Origin of the sequence: Streptomyces sp. NPDC006368, from assembly GCF_040612535.1 — a bacterium.
GTDB lineage: Bacteria > Actinomycetota > Actinomycetes > Streptomycetales > Streptomycetaceae > Streptomyces.
The window spans coordinates 1-18,075 of record NZ_JBEXQK010000005.1 but is presented as its reverse complement, the minus strand read 5'-3'; the positions used below and the strand labels follow the sequence as shown (position 1 = coordinate 18,075).

Below are 18,075 nucleotides of genomic sequence, written 5' to 3'. Positions count from 1 at the left end.
GCGTGCCGGTTCGACGCTCCCGCCGACGACCTCCCGAAGGAGCCTCATGCCTACGTCCGCAGCCCACGCCCCCTCGGACAACGCCGCCGAACGGGCGCCTTGTGCTGAGGGGTTGCTCGGCCCAGCTCTGCACGAGGAGGTGGTGCGGCACTTCACGGCCAAGCCCGACGCTCCGTCCGCATCCGTCGTCCGGCACCAGGTCCGCGAGTGCCTGCGCTACCTCTACCTCCTCTCCCGCCACCCCGACCGGCTCGGTGGCCTCTTCCTCCCCGTCGAGCAGGACATCGACGAGATATGGCACTACCTCATCCTGCAGACGCGCGAGTACCTCGACCTGTGCGAGCACCGGCTGCCCGGCGGTCACTTCATCCACCACCGGAGCATCTCCTACAACGCCTACCAGGAAGCCCCCGGACGGGAAACCGCCGTCGAGGAGGCCCTGCGCTGGATCCCCCTCTACACGGCCGCGTTCGGCCCCTTCGACGCCGACGCCCTGCCGCACTGGACAATCGTGCGGTTCCTGCACGACGAACTCGGCATGTCGCTGGGAGAGATAGCCGCCCTGGCCGGTGACCCACAGACGCCCGACGGCACCGCGGCCCCGGTGCGGGATCACGCGTGACCCAGACGGCCCCACCGACCCCTGTGCCGGACCTCTCCCGGGAACGGCGCCGCGCTCTGACGGTGCTCGTCGCCTCGCAGATCCTCGGCGGTGCCGGTATGGCGGCCGGCATCACGGTGGGCGCGCTGCTGGCCCAGGATCTGCTCGGCTCGACCAGCCTGGCCGGGCTGCCGGCCGCGCTGTTCGCCGTCGGTGCGGCCCTCGGAGCGGCCGTCCTCGGGCGTGTCTGTCAGCGATTCGGGCGCCGCCTGGGGTTGCTGCTCGGCAATGGAGTCGCCGCGCTGGGCAGCGCGGGCGTGGTCGCCGGGGCTGCGGCGCGCTGGCCCGTCCTGCTCCTGGCCGCACTCTTCGTGTACGGGGCGGGTACGGTCACGGGGCTGCTCGCGCGTTACGCCGGCGCCGACCTCGCCCCGCCCGAGGGACGCGGCCGGGCCGCCGGAACCGTGTTGTTCGCCCTGACACTGGGCGCGATCGCGGGCCCGAACCTGATCGGCCCCACCGGCACCCTCGCCCACGCCTGGGGCGTTCCGCGACTGGCGGGGCCCTTCCTGCTGGCGGCGGCGGCCTACACCGCAGCAGCCCTGGTGCTGCTGGTGTGGCTGCGCCCGGACCCGCTGGGCCCGGCACAGCCCCAGCAACCCGGCGGTACTGTGGCCGAGCCCGGCGCCGGACCCCACGGCTCCGTGCGCAGTGCCCCTGGTGTCGTCATCGGCGCCACCGTGATGATCACTGCCCAGCTGGTGATGATCGCCGTGATGACCATGACGCCCGTCCACATGACCGGCCACGGCCATGCGACGCAGGCGGTGGGTCTGGTCATCGCCCTGCACGTGGGCGCGATGTTCCTGCCGTCACCCCTGAGCGGCCTGCTCGCGGACCGGATCGGCGGAAGGCGGGTCGCCGCCACGGCCGGCGCCGTCCTGCTGGCCGCAGGCCTGTCCGCGGGCCTTGCCCCACCGACCTCCGTCACGCTGCTGGCCTGCGCGCTCATACTTCTCGGCATCGGCTGGAACCTGGCCCTGCTCGGCGGCACGGCCCTGATCACGGACGCCACCTCCGCCGAGAACCGTGCAGCGGTACAGGGCCTGGCAGACGTGGGGATGTCCGCGGCGGGCGCGACGGGCGGCATGGTCTCGGGCCTGGTGGCCGGCGGCAGCGGCTACCCGGTCCTGGCGATGGCGGCGGGGGCCCTCGCCCTCGCGGTGATTCCGGCGGTGACGCTGGGCAGGAGAGGCCGAAGCCCGTGAGAGGGGCCGGAACCACGCAGCGGCGCGGCCCGGCCATCCGTCAGGGCGAGACCACCACCGTCCACGCCGCCTCCTTCGCACCGCAGGCCTCCACACCTGGTCCGCGAGGTGATGCGGAAGAACAGGAGAACCCCGATGGTTACCACCCCCGGCCCGCCCTCCGCCCCCCACTCGGTCGATGCCGTCGTCGTCGGGGCCGGACTCTCCGGTCTCTACCAGCTGCACCGGCTGCGTGAGCTCGGCCTGACGGCGGTGGTCTTCGAGGCCGGTGACGACATCGGCGGAACCTGGTACTGGAACCGGTACCCCGGGGCCCGCTGCGACATAGAGAGCGTGTCCTACTCCTACTCCTTCTCCCCGGAGCTGGACCAGGAGTGGGAATGGAGCGAACGGTACGCTTCCCAACCGGAGATCCTGCGGTACATCCACCACGTGGCGGACCGGTTCGACCTGCGCGGGGACGTCGTACTGGGCACCCGGGTCACCCGCGCCGTGTACGACGAGGACAGACACTTCTGGCGGGTCTCCACGAACACCGCACGGGTTGTCACCGCCCGGTTCGTCATCCTGGCGACGGGCTGCATGTCGGCCCCCAAAGCCCCGGAGATATCGGGCGCCGACAGTTTCACGGGCCAGATCCACCACACCGCCCAGTGGCCGCACGAGGGCGTCTCCTTCACCGGCCGGCGGGTCGCCGTGATCGGCACCGGGTGCTCCGGTGTCCAGGCCATCCCCGTCATCGCCGCCGAGGCGGCCGCCCTCACCGTCTTCCAGCGCACCCCGGCCTACGTGCTCCCGGCCCACAATCGCCCGCTGCGCACCATGGAGGTCGAGGAACTCAAGGCCCACTACCCGCAGTTCAGGCAAGCGCAGCGGTCGTCCAGGGGAGGAACCGTCTTCGAGCCACCGACCCGGTCGGCCCTGGATGCGGACGAGGCGGAGCGCACGGCCTCCTACGAGGCAGCCTGGGACTCAGGCCTGCTGAGCGGACTGCTGCGCACCTACACCGACATCCTGACCGACGAGACGGCCAACGAGACCGCGGCCGAGTTCATCCGGTCCAAGATCCGGTCGATCGTCACCGATCCGGCGACAGCCGAACTGCTCTCCCCGCGCACGTTCCCCTTCGCGACCAAGCGGCCGTGCCTGGGCACCGGCTATTACGCCACCTACAACCTGCCGCACGTAACGCTGGTGGACCTCCGCACGACACCTATCGAGACCATCACGCCCCGGGGCATCCGGACCTCGGACGGGGAGCACATCGTCGACACGATCGTCCTCGCCACCGGCTTCGACGCCTTGACCGGCTCCCAGCTCGCCATCGACATCGTGGGCAAGGGCGGGATGAGCCTCCGTACGAAGTGGGCGGACGGCCCCCGGAACTATCTAGGACTCGTCTCGTCCGGCTTCCCCAACCTCTTCACCGTCCTGGGACCGCTCAGCCCGTCCGTGCTCACCAACATCGCGGTGTCCCTGGAACAGCAGGTCGAGTGGATCACCGACTGCATCGCCCACCTTCGGGAGCGTGGGCTCACGGAGATCGACGCCACCCCAAGAGCCGAGGCGGACTGGGGCACGCGGGTGACAGAGCTCGCCGCCCGAACGCTCTACCCGGCGGTGGACTCCTGGTACACAGGAGCGAACGTTCCGGGCAAACCCCGGGTGTTCCTGGCCTATGCCGGCGGACTGGACCGGTACCGGGAGGAGTGCGACGCCGTGAGCCGGGGCGAGTACACCGGCTTCGTCCTCTCCGCCTCACACTCCTGAGCGCGGGTGGATGCGGCGCCGAGCCAGTTGCGTGACGGGCCTCACCGGGTTCCGCCGGGCGCGGCGCGCCGGAACGGGGAACGCCGTGGCCCGGGTCGGGGCCACCCGCGCGTCCCCGGTGACCGTCGTCGCTGGTCCGGGGGTCAGGATCCTGCTGACTCAGCCGGTGGGAGACACGCTGACGGCAGGTCGGCACTCCACGGAAACGCTGCTCCGGCTGAGACTACGAGGGCGGTGCCGCAAGGCGGCGGAGTGCCGGGTGCGGGTGCCGACCCGATCCGGCTGTGCGGGCCCGCCGGGTCGCGGGAGTGCGACGCACCCCCGCGGGCACGCGCGGGTGCAACGCGCCCGGCCGCGAGTCGCCCACGGGCGGGTTTGCGAAAGAGGGACGCGGCCGGCGAACCCGCCGTCCAGGCCATCGGCCGGCCCCGAGGTGGGCCGACAACCCAACCGCGCTCCTCTCGTGAAGCGCTCGCCGTACAACGACGGCACCCACTCCGCTCAGCCCCTGGGACCCCCGTTGTAAACGGGAGATGTCCCGCCTGCGGCCTTGTGCAACTCGCTCGGGGTCGCGGTGACCTTCATGGCTGCCGCGGCCAGGTCAGGTTCGGTGACCTTCACTGGTTCCGTACCGGCCTCGCTGTGCCGCTCGGCCCAGTTGTCCAGCGCCGTGCGGCAGGCGTGGTCCAAGTGTTGCAGCCCGGTGAGGTCCAACTCGATCGGACGGTCTTGCGGCAGGGCCTCCAGCCTGTCGAGAATTTTCGGCAGCCGCAGGAAGGTCGCGTTGCCCGACAGGTACACCTGGACGGGACCGGCGCCCTTGTCGATGACCTCCAGCTTGGTGTGCGAGGCCTCCCAGGCGGTTTTGATCACGGACAGCGCCAGTCCGATCAGCACGCCCTCGAACATGTTCACCGCGACGATGGAGACGGCCGTGACCGCCAGGATCAGAGCCTCGCTCCGGTGGGAACGCCACAGCGCCGCGGTCTGGCGGAAGGGGATCAGCTTCCAGCCCGCGTGGATCAGGATGCCGGCCAGCGCGGGAATCGGTATCAGCGCCAGGGCGGACGGCAGCGCGGCGGCGAACAGCAGGAGCCATACGCCGTGCAGCACCCGAGACGCCTTGGTCTTCGCACCCGCCGCGACGTTGGCGGAGCTGCGCACGATCACCGCGGTCATCGGCAGCGCGCCGAGCGCACCGCAGATCGTGTTGCCCGCGCCTTGGGCGATCATCTCCTTGTCGTACTGGGTGCGCGGGCCGTCGTGCAGCCGGTCCACCGCGGCGGCGCTGAACAGGCTCTCCGCGGAGGCGATCAGGGCGAAGGCGACGATGGTGCCCCAGATGGCCGGGGAAGCCAGCTCGCCGAAGGCCCCGGAGCCAGGCGGCTGGATCACGCCGAGCAGCCCCTCCACTTCGACCGTGGCGACCGGCAGGCCGAAGACAAGCGCGGTCACCGTGGCCAACAGCACCGCCGCAAGGGCGCCGGGCACAGCCCGCGCTGCCTTCGGCATCCTCTTCCACAGCACAATGACGGCGATGGTTCCTGTACCGATCGCGAGCGAGGTGAGCGCCGCGGTGCTGCTCAGGGCCTCGATGACCGCTCCTGGCAGCCCTGCGATCTTGCCGAGACCGGTGTCGGGCGCCTTCAGGCCGGCCGCTGCGTAGATTTGACCGGCGATGATCACCAGGCCGATGCCGCAGAGCATGCCCTCGACGACGGAGACGGATATCGCGCGGAACCAACGGCCCACCTTCGAAAAGCCCATGGCGAGCTGGAGCAGTCCGGCGACCAGCACGACGACGCCGAGCGCGGACACCCCGAACTCGCTGACGGCCTCGAAGACCAGCACGGTCAGGCCGGCGGCGGGCCCTGACACCTGGAGGCTGCTGCCGGGCATGAGCCCGGTGATGATGCCCCCCACAATACCGGTGACCAGGCCCAGTTCGGCCGGGACCCCGGAGGCGACCGCCACACCGACGCACAGCGGCACGGCGACCAGGAAGACGACGAGGGAGGCGGTGAAGTCCTGCCGCCAGTAGGGGAACTTCGACAGTACGTTCATGGCGGTCACCGGTCCCCTCAGAGCCTCTCGAAGGTGTCGGACCCCGCCTGGTGCGCGTGCACGGTTCCGGTGTGCACCTCGTAGTACCAGGCGTGCAGTCCCAGCCGGCCGTCCGCCAAGCGCTTGTCGACGCACGGGTACGAGCGCAGCCGCAGCACCTGGGTCAGGACGTGGTTCTGCACCGCCTCGGCCACCGTCGGGTCGCCGCTGTCGGCGCACCGGGGTTCGTCGGCGGCGTACGTGAGCCACTCGCGCACAGCCGGTACGGGGGTCAGGTCGTCACCGCGCACCAGCGCGCCGACGGCCCCGCAGTGGGAGTGGCCGCAGACCACGATGTCCCTCACCCCGAGCACCTCCACCGCGTACTCGATGGTGGCCGCCTCGCTGGTGGGGTGCGCGGAGGCGTACGGCGGGACGATGTTGCCCGCGGTCCGCAGCTCGAACAGCTCGCCGGGCCGGGCACCCGTGATCAGAGCCGGAACGACCCGGGAATCGGAGCAGGTGATGAACAGGACGTCGGGGGACTGCCCTTCGGCGAGGCGGGCGAACTCCTCAGGGCGCTGTCCGAACGTGCGGGCATTGTCGATGAGGGACTGCATGGTGTGGTAACTCCTCCTGGCGCGCAAATGGGGGCGCGTCGGGCCTGCATATGACGGGGACGGGGCGGATTCTCTGTTGCTCAGCAGCGGAAGACCTGGAGCGCGGCCGGGGTGCGGGCCGGCGGCGGTCTCGGAGCGCGGTGGTGGCGGCGCCGGACCGGACTGTTTCCTGTGTCGCCGACAGGCTCGGTGTCAGCGGCGGACGGGCGGGCGCTCCCGGGACGGCGTCCGCGATGCGGAGCCGGTCGCGGGTGCGCCGGAGGCCCGCCGGGGCCGTGGGAACGGCCGATGGCGCGGCAGAGGGCGACCTCGTCGCGCAGCGCCTTCCCGGTAGAGAGTGTTTCGGGGCGTCACGCCTTCGCGGCAGGATCACTTTCGGCCTGACTCCGGGTCTCTGGAGAGCGGACCATGTGCGCGGATGCGAAGGACGCGAGGGGTGCGAAGAACCGGAGGCTAACGGGGCGGACGTCAGGTCCCCGGTCGTCGCCCGGGGCGTCACAGCACGGAACATGCGCCCCCCTTCCGGTAGTTCGCACCCATAGCACGTGTCAATATCTGGTCAACCACTGGTCAAGAATGACTTTACCCGGCAAAGTCGTTTGCAGGGATAACTCAATGTTTCGAGGGCTAAGAGAGCCTGAAAACCGCAGATGGTTGGCGCGAATCGACCCTTGGTGGACGCGGTCGGACCGGGCGGACACGGTTGGACCCGGTCTGTCCGGGCCGGGACACGGGTGCGGGCGCAGACGCCCGCACGGCGTGCCGACGATTCAGTGGACGTCGCGGGGCAGGGCGGTGGGGGGAAATGGGTGGGACTTCGTGTGGAAGCCTCCGCCCACCTTCTCCGCGCCGAACAAGCGACCTTTGGAGAAGAAGCTGGAGCTGCGCAAGCAGTGGCGGCGGCTCCGGGACGCCGGACGGTGCCGCTTGGCCGCCGGGCAGTCGCGCCGGCCCGGCCTGGGCAGAACCGGATCGGTGACGCGGCCGCGCGCCGCGACGCGCGTGCTCTGTCCCGGGTGTGGCACTCAGGCGCCTGGTTGTGGTGACGATGCAGGGGCATCGTCCACCGAGTGGAACGCACGATGTTCTGCGTCCAGTGGTGATGCACGACATCGGGTGGCGTCCACTCAGTGGAGCCCACCCGATGGGCTCCACTGAGTCAATGTCCCTCCGGTGCGCACCTGATGACGATGGACGCCACTCAGGTGCGCACCGCGATGTCCGGCACCGCGCCCGGTGCGCACCACCCGGCGATGGCCGGCACTCTCGCGCGCATCCGGTGCGCCGCACCCGATGTTGCGTACCGCACCGGTGCGGGCGCCGCCGACCGACCCCTTGACCAGGTTCGCCCTAGCACGCGCCACTGTCACCCCCGAGCGCGGCGGACCTTGGCACCACGCTCGGGATGGGCGAGCTGTAGAGGGGGCACGGCCTGCCAGGGCCAGGAGGGCGCTCGTCCCGCGCCCGGCGGACCCGCCTCCGGCAGGGGGTCCCCCCCGGCCGTCACCCCAGTGGAGTCACCTTGGTCGCCCGCATGCCCTTCGGACCCCGCACGATGTCGAATGACACCCTCTGCCCGGCGTCCACACTTTTGTAGCCGTGCATCTGTCTCGCGCTGTAGTGAAAGAAGACGTCCTCGATGACTGTCGGCGCCGGGTCGGGCCCGCGTCGTAACCTGCTCCACCAGCTGCGGGGCGGCGGGGAGGCAAGCCAGCCATCGGGCGTGATCCAACCGTATCCCTTCTCCGAGTTGAACCATTTGACCGTTCCTTCGGCCATGCCCGCCTCCCGCTCCAGCCGATCGGTACGTCCGAGACCCCTCTGATTCTCGCTCCGGGCATAGTGCCGACAGCACCGTGCAGGTCCTCGAGGAAGCCGGCCGTCCGTTTCCGGGCGCCGCGCCGGTACGGGACCTACTACCGCGAGGTGATCACGGCGGGGGACTACAGCCAGGCTGTGCCGGCCGTCTTCACCACGATCTTCTGGGTGGGCTTCGCCGCCACAGCCGCCCAGGTCCTGGCCTCCCGGAGCTTCGAGATCTTCACCGGCGCCGCGGCCTTCGCCTTCGGTATCTCCGTCTGCAACCTTGCCGAGTGCGAAGACATCAAGCCGAGGGAGGTCCTGGACAATGCCCGCCTGCACCGGCGGAAGACCAAGCGATGGACGGTCGCGCCGACCGCTGCCGCCGCCGGGATCTGCCTCTCCACTGTCAGTCTCGTCTTGCACACGGGCGGCCGTGACAAACAACAACCAGGCCAGGAGTCATTGTCAAGGTCTGTGGATCGATGGCTGTCTGCGAGGTCTGACGGTGGTCTTGTCGTGACCGTGCAGGAGTTCTCAAGCGAGGCCTTCGAGTAAGTCCGAGAGCGCGGTGTGCAGGGTCTCAGGCTGTTCCAGATGCAGGTCGTGGCCGGTGCCGGGGATGCTCACGGCCATGGTGACAGGCCGCAGCCGGAGCATCTCGTCGGCTTCCTGCGCAGGGATGAAGCTGGATTGGGCCAGGACGACCAGAGTGGGGCACGCGACCTGCCCCCACTCGTGCCAAAAGGAACGCCGGGCGTTCTCCGCCAGCGAGCGAACCATCACGTCCCGGTCGAAGCGAGGCCACCATCCATCCTCGCGTTCCTCCAGCCCGGCTGCCCAGCCTGCACCGACCGGTCCGCCGCCGAGGAACGCGACTGCCGCGTCGCGTGAGGGGAACGGTGTCGGCCACGAGTCGAGCCATCCGCCGATGTCCACGGGGCCGTTCGGGTTCGGACCGCCGGGGCCGGCCTCGATGAGCACGAGCGCGCGGACGAGTCCGGGATGTGCAGCGGCGGTGAGCATGGCCGTGTGCCCGCCCAGCGACTGGCCGACCAGGACAGGCCGCCGCAGCGCCAGCTGATCGACAACGGCGATGACGTCGGCGACGTAGGCAGCGCGGGAGACGTCCTGTGGGTGGCGCTCGCTGGCGCCGTGCCCGCGCTGGTCGACCGCGACGACCCGATAGCGGAAACTCAAGCTCTGTGCCAGCACGTCCCATTCACCCGCGTGACCGGCCAGGCCGTGCAGCAACACGATCGGCTGCCCCGGCCCGCCCCAGTCCCGGCAGGCAAGCCGGACACCGTCTCGCACCACCACCTGTTCGGACCATGCCACGTCGGACCTCCACGGAATCAGCCGGCCCTGATCATGCCGCAACCGCCTCGGGCGTTCGACGAGCTGGCCTCGTTCGAAGCGGGCTCCGGCGCGGACGAGGGCGACGAGGTGGGATGCGTTCACGGCCCGCCAGCGGGCCTGGGCGGACTCGACGAGCTTGAACACCATCGCGAAAGCAGCGGTGCGCTGGTGCATGCCTGCTGCGGCACGGGCGTTCTTGAGGGCTGGGTGTGGGGCGGCCCCGCCACCTGGGGATGGCGGCGGGGCCGACGTGCTCGGAGGGGGGAGCCGAGCTGTTGTTGATGTGCTGCTGCCCGGGATCCGAGGCCATATGCACGGGGCGCGGCGGGCTTTCGCTGTCCGGCAGGTCGCCGAGCCCTTCCGGCGCCGCTGTCCGTCCGCCCGGCGACGTCGACGGGTTGGCGGCTGTCTCCAAGACCGGACCACATCCAGCACCGCCGTATCCGGTGACGGTACCCCTACCGCAATAGCCCCCGCACCAGCCCGGCGCGGGACCGCCCGCACTGCAGTACGCCTCGGGGCGTCTCATCGCAGGCCGGCGCCTGCGCGGACCAGGCTGCACGGCGGGCGCTGGGCCCGGTCGCCGGGGGACACGCCACCACGACCAGCGCGCCAGAGGCGGTGCGCACGAAGAAGTCCGGCACCAGACTCCTCTCCCGGCCCCTCTCCCGCCACTCAAGCCGCGCCGACCAGGCCTGGAAGTCCACCACCTGCGGGTGGAAGTCCGGCAGCATCGCCACGGTCAGCCTCTGAAGCGACCGGCAGCTCACGAGCCGGCCGGTGGTGGCCGACCACCACCAGGTGGCGATGCTGCGCTGGGAGGGGTGCCGAGAGGGTGCCCACACCGCATCACGTCTCGTCAGTGGCACACCGGCCGCCTGGGCAGCCGGAACCTTCACCGTGCGCCCCACGGCGTCCCGGTGGACCACCACGACGTCCTTGGTTACGCCCCTGCCCCTCCGCTCATGTCCGGTGACCGGGCAGCCAGGCACCCCTGGTGCATGACCGCCCGGTCATCCGCAGGCGGCACGGAGGCTACGCCGCCCCGTCCCAGCAGCAACTGGTTTCGGTCAACAGGCCTCCTTACGATGCCTGTTCTACCCGCCTCGGAGTCCACCGTGGCCGGTTTCCCGCCGCGGTGGACTCCGGGATCGTCACCGATTACGGGACAGAGCCGGTGACCGCGTGGACCCGTCGCTTTACCCTGCAGCCTCTGCGACAGGGTTCCAGGCTGCATGCCAGTCGGCGCTGCCCTGCGCGGCGGCCTCTATATCCCTCAGCTGCCTGGCCTTGTGTGGGTCGGCGATCGCGGCCTTGACCGCCCCGGCACTCCAGCGGCCGGGGTTGACCTGCCGGAGCTACGCGTTTGACCTGCTTCGTTGGTCTCGGGTGCTGTGGCTGCTGGACGTCGGCTGGGCTCAGGCGACGGAGGCTGAGACGGCGGCGATGGTGGGGTGGCTGCGGACAGCCCGGAACCCGCAGCGACAGCGTTGCCGCGCGGATGGATTCCCGACCGGGGCGGTGAATCCCAAGACGGGCAAGCGCACGCCGACGGCGGGGTATTCACCGGCGACGATCGCGCACGCACTCACGGTGGTGCACGGGTTCTATGACTTCCACATCCACTTCGGCCGCGGACCGGTGCTCAACCCGGTGCCGGACAGTTCGGCTCGTCGGGCGGCATTGGCTCATCGCTCGCCGATCGAGGCCCCGGCCCGTTTCCGGCGGGGGCGGCTGCGTCCCAAGGTGCCGGCCCGCCAAACCGCGCCATCCCCGATCAGCAGTGGGACGAGCTGTTCAGCCGGATGCGGTGCAAACGGGGACCGGGCTCTGCTGTCCTGCTACGTTGACTCCGGGGCGCGGGCCAGCGAGCTGCTGGGCCTGCTGCTGCCTGACATCGACTGGCAGAAGGGCCAGCTCTGGGTGATCTCCAAGGGCACCAGGGAACGGCAGCCGGTCCCCGTCTCGCCGAGCGGGCTGGCCCATCTCGCGGCCTACCTGGAGGAAGCCGGCCTGCCCAAGGACGGTCAGACGGTCTGGCGAACTTGCAGGGGCGAGGTGCGTCCGCTGACCTACTGGGCGGCTCGCCGCATCCTTCAGCGGGCGACCGAGCACTTGGGCATGAACTGGACCCTTCACGATCTGCGGCACACGGCCGCGACCCGCATGGCTCGGGACCCGGCCATGACCCTCGCGGAGGTGCAGACGATCTTGCGGCACGCCCACATCACAACTACGCACCTCTACACCGTGGTGGCACTGGACGACCTGGTCGACAAACTCGCCGAGCACTACAGCCGTCTGCAGCAGCCGACGACGTGGTCGCAGCAGTACGACGCCGAGGACATCGCGGTGGTGTTCGGTGCCCGGTAGTCAGGCAGGAACCAGTGCCCGGGTCCAAGGACCGACCACCAGCAGGGTCCGCCGGCGCGAGCGCGTGACGTTCTACGACCGGGACTTCAGCTTTGCTCCCACAGCCATCCAGCCGGTCGTCCCGACACCTCCGAAGCACCCGCCCCGCCCGCTGGGTGAGTTGTCGGAGGCGTCAGCAGAGGAGATCGTCGCCCTCGTCTGCCGGAAGTTCGGCACGACCCCGCGGAAGGAGAAGTACCTGCGGAGCTCGCTCCTGCCTCTCCTTGTGAGTCTCTCCCGGTTCCCCGGAGGCACTCAGGCCGGACGCTTGAACACGGCCGAGGGCTACGCCTTCGCCATCCGGCTAATCCAGCCTTCCCTTCTGGCTTTCCGCTCCTACAACTTCCTCCACTACACCGACATCTTCCGTGAGGCCGCCCAGGACCGGCTGCTGGATGAGTTCTTCGAGCCGTCCAACGCCAGGTCGATGGCACAGAAGTCTCACCGGCAGTCCAGGTTCGACATCTGCGCGGCCTTAACGGTCTACGGAATCGAGCTGGCCGACCTGACGCCGGAAGGACTGCTGCACTACGCGACCGAGAGCCGCAAGCACGGTGTCACCCTGGGCGAACACCCCGCCGACGGCTGCTTCGCCGGCACAAAGTGTTGGCCCGTGCTGGTGGACATGGGCCACTTCCCAGAGTCGGCACCGCGCTCAATGCGCTCGGCCGTCGTCCGCGGCCAGCGCAGCGTTGACGAACTCGTCGACCGCCACGAGATCCGCAATCAGACATCCGCGATCTGTTCGTCGACTACATCACCCGCCGCCGGACAGAGGTCGACTACTCCACGCTCCAGGCGCTGGTGCACAACCTGGTGAAGCTGTTCTGGAAGGTGATTGAGGAGGTCCGCCCCGATCAGGCTGACCTCCGGCTGGACGAGGAGACCATCACCCACAGCACGGCCGTGTCACCGCGCATCCGTCAATACACTCCGTGAGCGCTGCTGGTTCTGGGCCGGGCCGCTCCATCGGTGATCGCACGGAGCGGCGGCGCGCTGTCCGCGCAGGCGCCGGAGGGCTGGACGGAGATCAGCGCCGAGGAGTACGAGAGTCGCCTGACGACACACCGATCTCATGCTGAAACGATCAGTTAGCCGGTCGCGGACGCCGTCCGTAAACAGCCCGCCGGCGATGCCGGCGGTCAGCTGTGTCGGGCCGCAAAGGCCGCGGTGGAGGTGTCGTCCAGGTCCACACAGCATCCGTAGCGCCAGTAGACGTAGTAGTGCGGGCTCGCGAGTTGACGCCGGCAGGTGGCACACACGACTTGCTGGTGGGGATTGGCGCGGATGACGGCCGTGTCCTTCAGGTTGAAGACCGCTCGGGTGGCGTCCAATCCGTGCTCTTCGATTCCCTGCTTCACGAATTCGAACGCGCCGTACGGGTGTCCGTTGGGGCACTCGATCCGGTTGGAGTAGGCCGAGCCGCTAGCCTCGGTTCCGAGTGCGGTTCTGATCCGGGCCATTTCCTCGTCCGACACCGGCTCGAGCCCCATGTGCTTCATCCGCTGAGGAGTCCAGTACCACGCGTTGATGGCCGAGAACTGAGAAGGGGTCAGGTAGAGGGTGGCGGTTCTGCCGTTCTTCACGGTGGCCTTCACGACGTCGACGACGACGCTGTCCTCGGCCGTCATGACTGCCCTGCCGCCGCTTACGACCGAATCGATACCGGCCAGCGAGGACTTGTCCATGGGTGCATCACTCCGAAGCAAGCAGCGGCGGGTTGGAACACCCGGCAGAGGCCTCTGTCACTGTGATGCTCCGTCAGCCCATCGCACCCTGCAAGCAGGGGCACCCATTCGTGTTTCGCACATCTGTGCGCACCCGTCTATCAGGCCTGGGCCTCCAGGAGGCGGCGAGGGGTGTTCCGTGCCGGTCGGTGATCAATCTCTTCAACGATGTGCCTGACGGCCTGACTCAACGAGCCCGATCGTTCGTCCGCGCTCACGGCGTCAAGGTCGACATCCGGCCCATCGGGGAGCACGGGCAGTGGTGGCTTGACCGAGACGTCCCGGCGGCGGTCATCGACCGGATGGCGGCCTATGAAAAGCGGTGGGGTGGCCTGGTCCTGCCACCTTCACCGCAGTACGACGGCGGCCCCAGATACCTCGAAGCGGACTCACCCGAAGGCTCATCCTCCGATGGGTGGTGGTTCGAAGCCGGGATGCAGCGGACCGCGGTCCCTTACTCGTTCATGATCGGCCCGTCCGGTGAGTTCGGTATTCACTCAGGCCGGTGGGCGCCCCTCCACGCCACCGTCGAAGGCTGGGTGGAGTCGCTCGCACTGACCCACCACGCGTCCGGATGCGCACAGCAGATCGTCAAGGTCACCGGTGACGATGTCGATGACATCGTTCTGGACGGGTACGAGCCAGTGCGCGAAGTGATGGGCCTGTCCGACACATGGTGGCGCGGAGCCGACTCGCTGGTGGCGGTTTACGCAGGGGAGGCCGAGGCTCTCTCCTTTTCGCGGGGCCGCACCGCGTTTCATCTACTCCGGCCTGGATGAGTGGGGCCTGCGAGGAGGCGTCAAGGACAGCGACAGCTGAGGACCACAGAGCGTTCACGGGCCGCTCATTTCGAGCAATGCTCAACGCCACCGGGACCGCGTGCAGCGGCCTCAACCGCGAGGCACCTTCGAAGGCGGGCAGTCAGAAGCTCCAGCTGTATAGGCGGGTGTTGACGGTGAGTAAATGGCACCCTGCATTACAGGTGTACAGTCACCTTGGGGCTTGTGAGATACCGAGCTGACTGAGCCAGCCGATGCTCGAAACCCAATTGCCTTCCATGGTTGGCCAGATAATGGCCGACTGCTGCGAGTGAGCGAGAGCAATTACATCGGGCTCTGGCCGCCCGGACAACAAAACCGCCCTCTTTGGCTGTTCCAGAAAGCGTGTGTAGTCGGCCAACTGGCTCAGCGCCATGCGGACACTCTCCCGATCGGTCTTCACCTTGGCTTCGATCAGGAGGTAAGCCGAGTCCACCCAAATGTCCGTGAACATTGGAGCGTGGTCTGGCGTATGCCTGATCTGCAGGCTGAAGGTTTCATGGCCGTTGCGGTTCAGGTACTGGCAGAACCTGAGGACGAGCTTGTTCTCAGGGCGCAACTTTGCGGTGTCCAGGGCTGATTGATCACATAACAAGTCGCCACGCTCGACTGCTCGGAAGGTCACTACCTGCGAGTCGCACACTGCAGCGAGCTGCCCAGGAACATGAGCCACAGTCTCTGTGGGGCGCAACTTGAAAACAGGAGGATAGGCGAACCTGCCCCCAACTCTCATGGCTTGAGGTGGTCCCACGTCTTCTAGGATGAATTCGTCGATATGGCGCGCGGTTTGCCCTCCCGTCTCGAAGACGTGGATGGGTCGTCCCTCTTCGGCTGCCGCGAGAAGCCGCGCATTCGTCGGATGGCTAAGGGCATCGCGGTGATGTACAGGGTGGTCGAAGACGAGAGAAGCACCCAGGTAGTGCAGCAAGCCGTCCGCGTGCCAACCAGCAGTATCTTGCGGAGACTTGCCCGTTCGGATTAAGAGGCCAGCATGTGAACCTCGCCGATCCGCTCGGATGCCGGATTGTGTCCCCAGGACGCCGGAATTCCTGAGCTCCGCGATGTCCCAGAAGTCTCCTGGTCTACCCCTCAGATGTCCGCTGCGTCTCATCGGCTGCCGTACCACGGACTGGCCCTCGCTCTCCGGCCTAACCAGGCGTCTCTGAAGTGAACTTGACCGGACCGTACACGGCAGCACTGACATCACGGAGGGCGTTGGTGACCATCTCCCAGGCAGACATCCTCAGCGGCGTGGCTGAGGACCCGCCCACCCCGTGGTGATGTGAGGAACAGGTCACTGAGTGCCCATGAACCCCAGGGGCTAGCTCGCCGGGGGTCAGGGCCAGGCGGGATAGGTCGGGCAACCGCGGATGCTAGAGCAGTGTAGGGAGCGTGACTTCATGAGCACTGCTGTCTGCGGATACGTCGATTCCGCGTCTGATGAGCAGCGCTCGTATTCGGTGATCACGAGCAGAATCGCTTGCCGGGTTCTGGGCGGTGGCCACTGCCGGTAGCGAGACCTGGAGTTGGGGACTGCGAGAGGAGCGTGTTCTTCATGTTCTCCACGGGAAGCTCGGGGGCGTAGCGAGCTTCAATGGTCGCGACGATCGCCGGTTACCCAAACCGGCGATCGTCGGCTATGTTGCGGTCGCTCGGCATGCGCCCCCCCCTGCTCAGAGGGCCCTTACGGCTCTCCAGCGCTACCACGGCGATCAAGCGGTGAAGTCGTATTGGCCCACCTTGCAGTCATCGGCCCGGCCTGTGACGACGCGGCCACGGCGATCAACCGATCTCGCGAATGATCAAGATGTGCTCGGACCTCAGCGTGTGTTGCGCCTGTCGGGCAGCGGGCGGGGGGTCTGTCGAGAGGGCGTCAGCCGGCGAGCTGGCTTTGCCAGTGGTGCAGCGGCTGGATGAGGCGGCGTCCGGCCTGGTGGTCGATGGCTTCGGCGAGGCCGTGCAGGAGGGAGGTGAGCATGGCGCGGGTAATGGGGTCGCTCAGGCGCTCGCCCGGCTCGGCCTCGTGGTCCAGGCGGGTGTGGACTTCGGGGACGGCGACTTGGGGGCCGCCGACCACGTAGACGTTGAGCAGGGCGAACAGTTCGCGCAGCTGGCTCTGGGCGCGGATACCGCCGAAGACGCCCGGGGAGGCTGACAGGACTATCGCGGCGTGGCCGGGCAGGGCGCTCGCGCCGTACGGGCGTGAAGCCCAGTCCAGGGCGTTCTTCAGGACGCCGGGCATGGCGCCGTTGTATTCGGGGGTCGCCACGATGAGACCGTCGGCGTCGGCGATGGCCTGCCACATCCTGCGCACGGTGGCCGGCGGGTCGGCCTCGAGGTCTTCGTTGAAGTGAGGCAGTTCGCCCAGGCCCTTGAACAGCTCGATGTGCATGCCTTCGGGGGCGAGGGTCTGAAGGCCCTGGAGCATCTGGGTATTGAATGAGGCGGCTCGCAGAGAGCCAGAGATAGCCAGGAGCACGGCTCATGAAGGGTTACTCCGGGACGGACACGGGCGTGGCAGTGTCGCCGCGCCGACATGGACAAGCGGCATTGAGGGGGAGGGGCGGGACAAAGACCGGCCCTGCCGGGCGGGGCTTCGGGGCGGGGCCGGCGGTCAGACAGCTCGGTGGGTCAGCCGCGGAAGCTCTCACGCTGGGCGAAGTCGGGGATCTCACCGGCCGCGAAGGCATCCGTGTAGCGCAGGGGGCGGGCGGTGTCGATGTTCCACACGTAGATCGGCAGCCGGTCGCGGGCCGCGGCCAGGCGTGCCTGGTTGGGGCCGTGATTCATTCCGCCGGGGGTGACGCTCATCAGCCCGGGGGGCGGGCCGGCCCTGCGGCCGTCGGGAGTGCCGAGGGGGACGATCACCTCGTCGTAGTCGACGTTGCGGTGGTAGGGCTGTGCGCGCTCGGCGTCCTCGGCACTCTGCATCGGGCGCGGGGACATGGTGACGATCCAGTTCTCGCCTGACTGGAACGTGGCGTGTGTCATCGGCGGCACATCCAGCCGCTCCGATGTCAACGGCCGGATGTCCGCCAGCCGGAGACGGAACGGGGCGAGGCTGCCGGTCCAGCCCTCGACGTCGGCGGGATCGAAGGCGTAGAAGATGGAGGACAGCTCCCCGTCGCGCGTGACGAGCACCTTCCACTCCCCGCTCGGGTTTTCTGGTGCCGGGACGGCGTCCTGGGCGTCGAGCCGGGGTATGTCCAGGACGCCTCGGTCGAAGGGAAGGAAGTGACCGAGCGGGCCGCGTTCGGGAAGCGCGATCGGCTCCCGCGTCTGCACCACGTACGTCAGGTGCTCGACACCTTCGTCGGGCACGAGGCGGTAGTTGGTGCCTTTCGGGATGACCAGGTACTCCAGTGGCCCGTAGGCCAGGGCGCCGTAGTCGCAGACCAGGGTGCCGCTGCCGTACTGGGTCAGCAGCAGCGTGTCGCCGTCGGCGTTACGGAAGTAGTACGGCATCGCGGTGGACCGCTTGGACACCGAGATCTTGATGTCGTCGTTGAACATCAGCAGCGTCGGCAGTGCCCTGGGGTCGGACGCGTCAGCGGTCGCCAGATCGGTGAGCTGGATACCGCGTGGCCGGATCGGGCCTTCGACGCGCAGCCAGTCGGTGGTGGGGTGGGCGTGGTAGAGCTGGGAGACCTCCCCCTC

General features: G+C 68.7%; 16 protein-coding genes and 1 pseudogene. 8 read left to right on the top strand and 9 right to left on the bottom strand.

Annotated elements, in window-relative coordinates; translation table 11 throughout:
• Positions 1 to 46: 46 nt before the first annotated feature.
• The 3 genes from ABZZ38_RS06190 to ABZZ38_RS06180 all read left to right on the top strand — a co-directional run bounded on the left by ABZZ38_RS06190 (position 47) and on the right by ABZZ38_RS06180 (position 3,639).
• Positions 47 to 622 (top strand): hypothetical protein, encoded by a 576-nt coding sequence (locus tag ABZZ38_RS06190; RefSeq protein ID WP_356736300.1) that lies wholly within the window; start codon positions 47 to 49, stop codon positions 620 to 622.
• Positions 619 to 1,869, top strand: a complete 1,251-nt coding sequence (locus tag ABZZ38_RS06185; protein ID WP_356736298.1) for an MFS transporter — start codon at positions 619 to 621, stop codon at positions 1,867 to 1,869. Before ABZZ38_RS06190 ends, ABZZ38_RS06185 begins: the two co-directional genes overlap by 4 nt.
• Before the next feature lie 135 nt (positions 1,870 to 2,004).
• Positions 2,005 to 3,639, top strand: coding sequence for an NAD(P)/FAD-dependent oxidoreductase (locus ABZZ38_RS06180; RefSeq protein ID WP_356736296.1), 1,635 nt, complete (start codon positions 2,005 to 2,007; stop codon positions 3,637 to 3,639).
• Positions 3,640 to 4,140: 501 nt separating this feature from the next.
• Here ABZZ38_RS06180 and ABZZ38_RS06175 read toward each other — a convergent pair.
• The 3 genes from ABZZ38_RS06175 to ABZZ38_RS06165 form a co-directional block, all read right to left on the bottom strand.
• The gene (locus ABZZ38_RS06175; protein WP_356736294.1) at positions 4,141 to 5,703 is read right to left on the bottom strand and encodes a SulP family inorganic anion transporter; all 1,563 of its coding nucleotides are present in this window, start codon (positions 5,701 to 5,703) and stop codon (positions 4,141 to 4,143) included.
• A gap of 17 nt (positions 5,704 to 5,720) precedes the next feature.
• On the bottom strand, positions 5,721 to 6,302 hold the full coding sequence (locus tag ABZZ38_RS06170; RefSeq protein WP_356736292.1) for a carbonic anhydrase: 582 nt from the start codon (positions 6,300 to 6,302) through the stop codon (positions 5,721 to 5,723).
• Positions 6,303 to 7,805: 1,503 nt separating this feature from the next.
• Positions 7,806 to 8,081, bottom strand: a complete 276-nt coding sequence (locus tag ABZZ38_RS06165) for a cold shock domain-containing protein (protein ID WP_356736290.1) — start codon at positions 8,079 to 8,081, stop codon at positions 7,806 to 7,808.
• 147 nt (positions 8,082 to 8,228) lie between these two features.
• On the opposite strand from ABZZ38_RS06165, the gene ABZZ38_RS06160 reads away from it, so the two are divergent.
• Positions 8,229 to 8,660: a hypothetical protein gene (locus ABZZ38_RS06160; protein WP_356736288.1), complete on the top strand. Its 432-nt coding sequence runs from the start codon at positions 8,229 to 8,231 to the stop codon at positions 8,658 to 8,660.
• Here the strand turns inward: ABZZ38_RS06160 and ABZZ38_RS06155 are convergent.
• Positions 8,640 to 9,440, bottom strand: coding sequence for an alpha/beta hydrolase (locus ABZZ38_RS06155; RefSeq protein ID WP_356736584.1), 801 nt, complete (start codon positions 9,438 to 9,440; stop codon positions 8,640 to 8,642). The genes ABZZ38_RS06160 and ABZZ38_RS06155 overlap by 21 nt on opposite strands.
• Positions 9,441 to 9,488: 48 nt before the next feature.
• A pseudogene (locus ABZZ38_RS06150) lies at positions 9,489 to 9,611 on the bottom strand (IS256 family transposase); the annotation flags it as partial.
• A gap of 1,239 nt (positions 9,612 to 10,850) precedes the next feature.
• Here ABZZ38_RS06150 and ABZZ38_RS06145 point away from each other — a divergent pair.
• The 3 genes from ABZZ38_RS06145 to ABZZ38_RS06135 all read left to right on the top strand — a co-directional run bounded on the left by ABZZ38_RS06145 (position 10,851) and on the right by ABZZ38_RS06135 (position 12,812).
• Positions 10,851 to 11,834 carry a site-specific integrase gene (locus ABZZ38_RS06145; protein ID WP_356736286.1) on the top strand — a complete coding sequence of 328 codons (984 nt, stop codon included), beginning with the start codon at positions 10,851 to 10,853 and terminating at the stop codon, positions 11,832 to 11,834.
• Positions 11,835 to 11,898: 64 nt separating this feature from the next.
• Positions 11,899 to 12,693 (top strand): hypothetical protein, encoded by a 795-nt coding sequence (locus ABZZ38_RS06140; protein ID WP_356736284.1) that lies wholly within the window; start codon positions 11,899 to 11,901, stop codon positions 12,691 to 12,693.
• A complete protein-coding gene (locus tag ABZZ38_RS06135; RefSeq protein WP_356736282.1) occupies positions 12,690 to 12,812 on the top strand; it encodes a hypothetical protein in 123 nt (40 codons plus the stop codon). The genes ABZZ38_RS06140 and ABZZ38_RS06135 overlap by 4 nt, the downstream gene beginning before the upstream one ends.
• Positions 12,813 to 13,015: 203 nt before the next feature.
• Here ABZZ38_RS06135 and ABZZ38_RS06130 read toward each other — a convergent pair whose 3' ends face one another.
• Positions 13,016 to 13,561, bottom strand: a complete 546-nt coding sequence (locus ABZZ38_RS06130; protein WP_356736280.1) for a hypothetical protein — start codon at positions 13,559 to 13,561, stop codon at positions 13,016 to 13,018.
• A 188-nt stretch (positions 13,562 to 13,749) separates the two neighbouring features.
• Between ABZZ38_RS06130 and ABZZ38_RS06125 the strand changes: the two genes are divergently transcribed.
• Positions 13,750 to 14,379: a hypothetical protein gene (locus tag ABZZ38_RS06125; protein WP_356736278.1), complete on the top strand. Its 630-nt coding sequence runs from the start codon at positions 13,750 to 13,752 to the stop codon at positions 14,377 to 14,379.
• Positions 14,380 to 14,590: 211 nt separating this feature from the next.
• Here the strand turns inward: ABZZ38_RS06125 and ABZZ38_RS06120 are convergent, their stop codons facing one another.
• The 3 genes from ABZZ38_RS06120 to ABZZ38_RS06110 form a co-directional block, all read right to left on the bottom strand.
• A complete protein-coding gene (locus tag ABZZ38_RS06120) occupies positions 14,591 to 15,346 on the bottom strand; it encodes a hypothetical protein (RefSeq protein WP_356736276.1) in 756 nt (251 codons plus the stop codon).
• Positions 15,347 to 16,291: 945 nt separating this feature from the next.
• Complete coding sequence (locus ABZZ38_RS06115) at positions 16,292 to 16,897, bottom strand: NAD(P)H-dependent oxidoreductase (RefSeq protein WP_356736274.1); 606 nt, start codon at positions 16,895 to 16,897, stop codon at positions 16,292 to 16,294.
• Positions 16,898 to 17,049: 152 nt separating this feature from the next.
• On the bottom strand, positions 17,050 to 18,075 hold a 1,026-nt coding region (locus tag ABZZ38_RS06110; protein ID WP_356736272.1), incomplete at its 5' end, for a homogentisate 1,2-dioxygenase.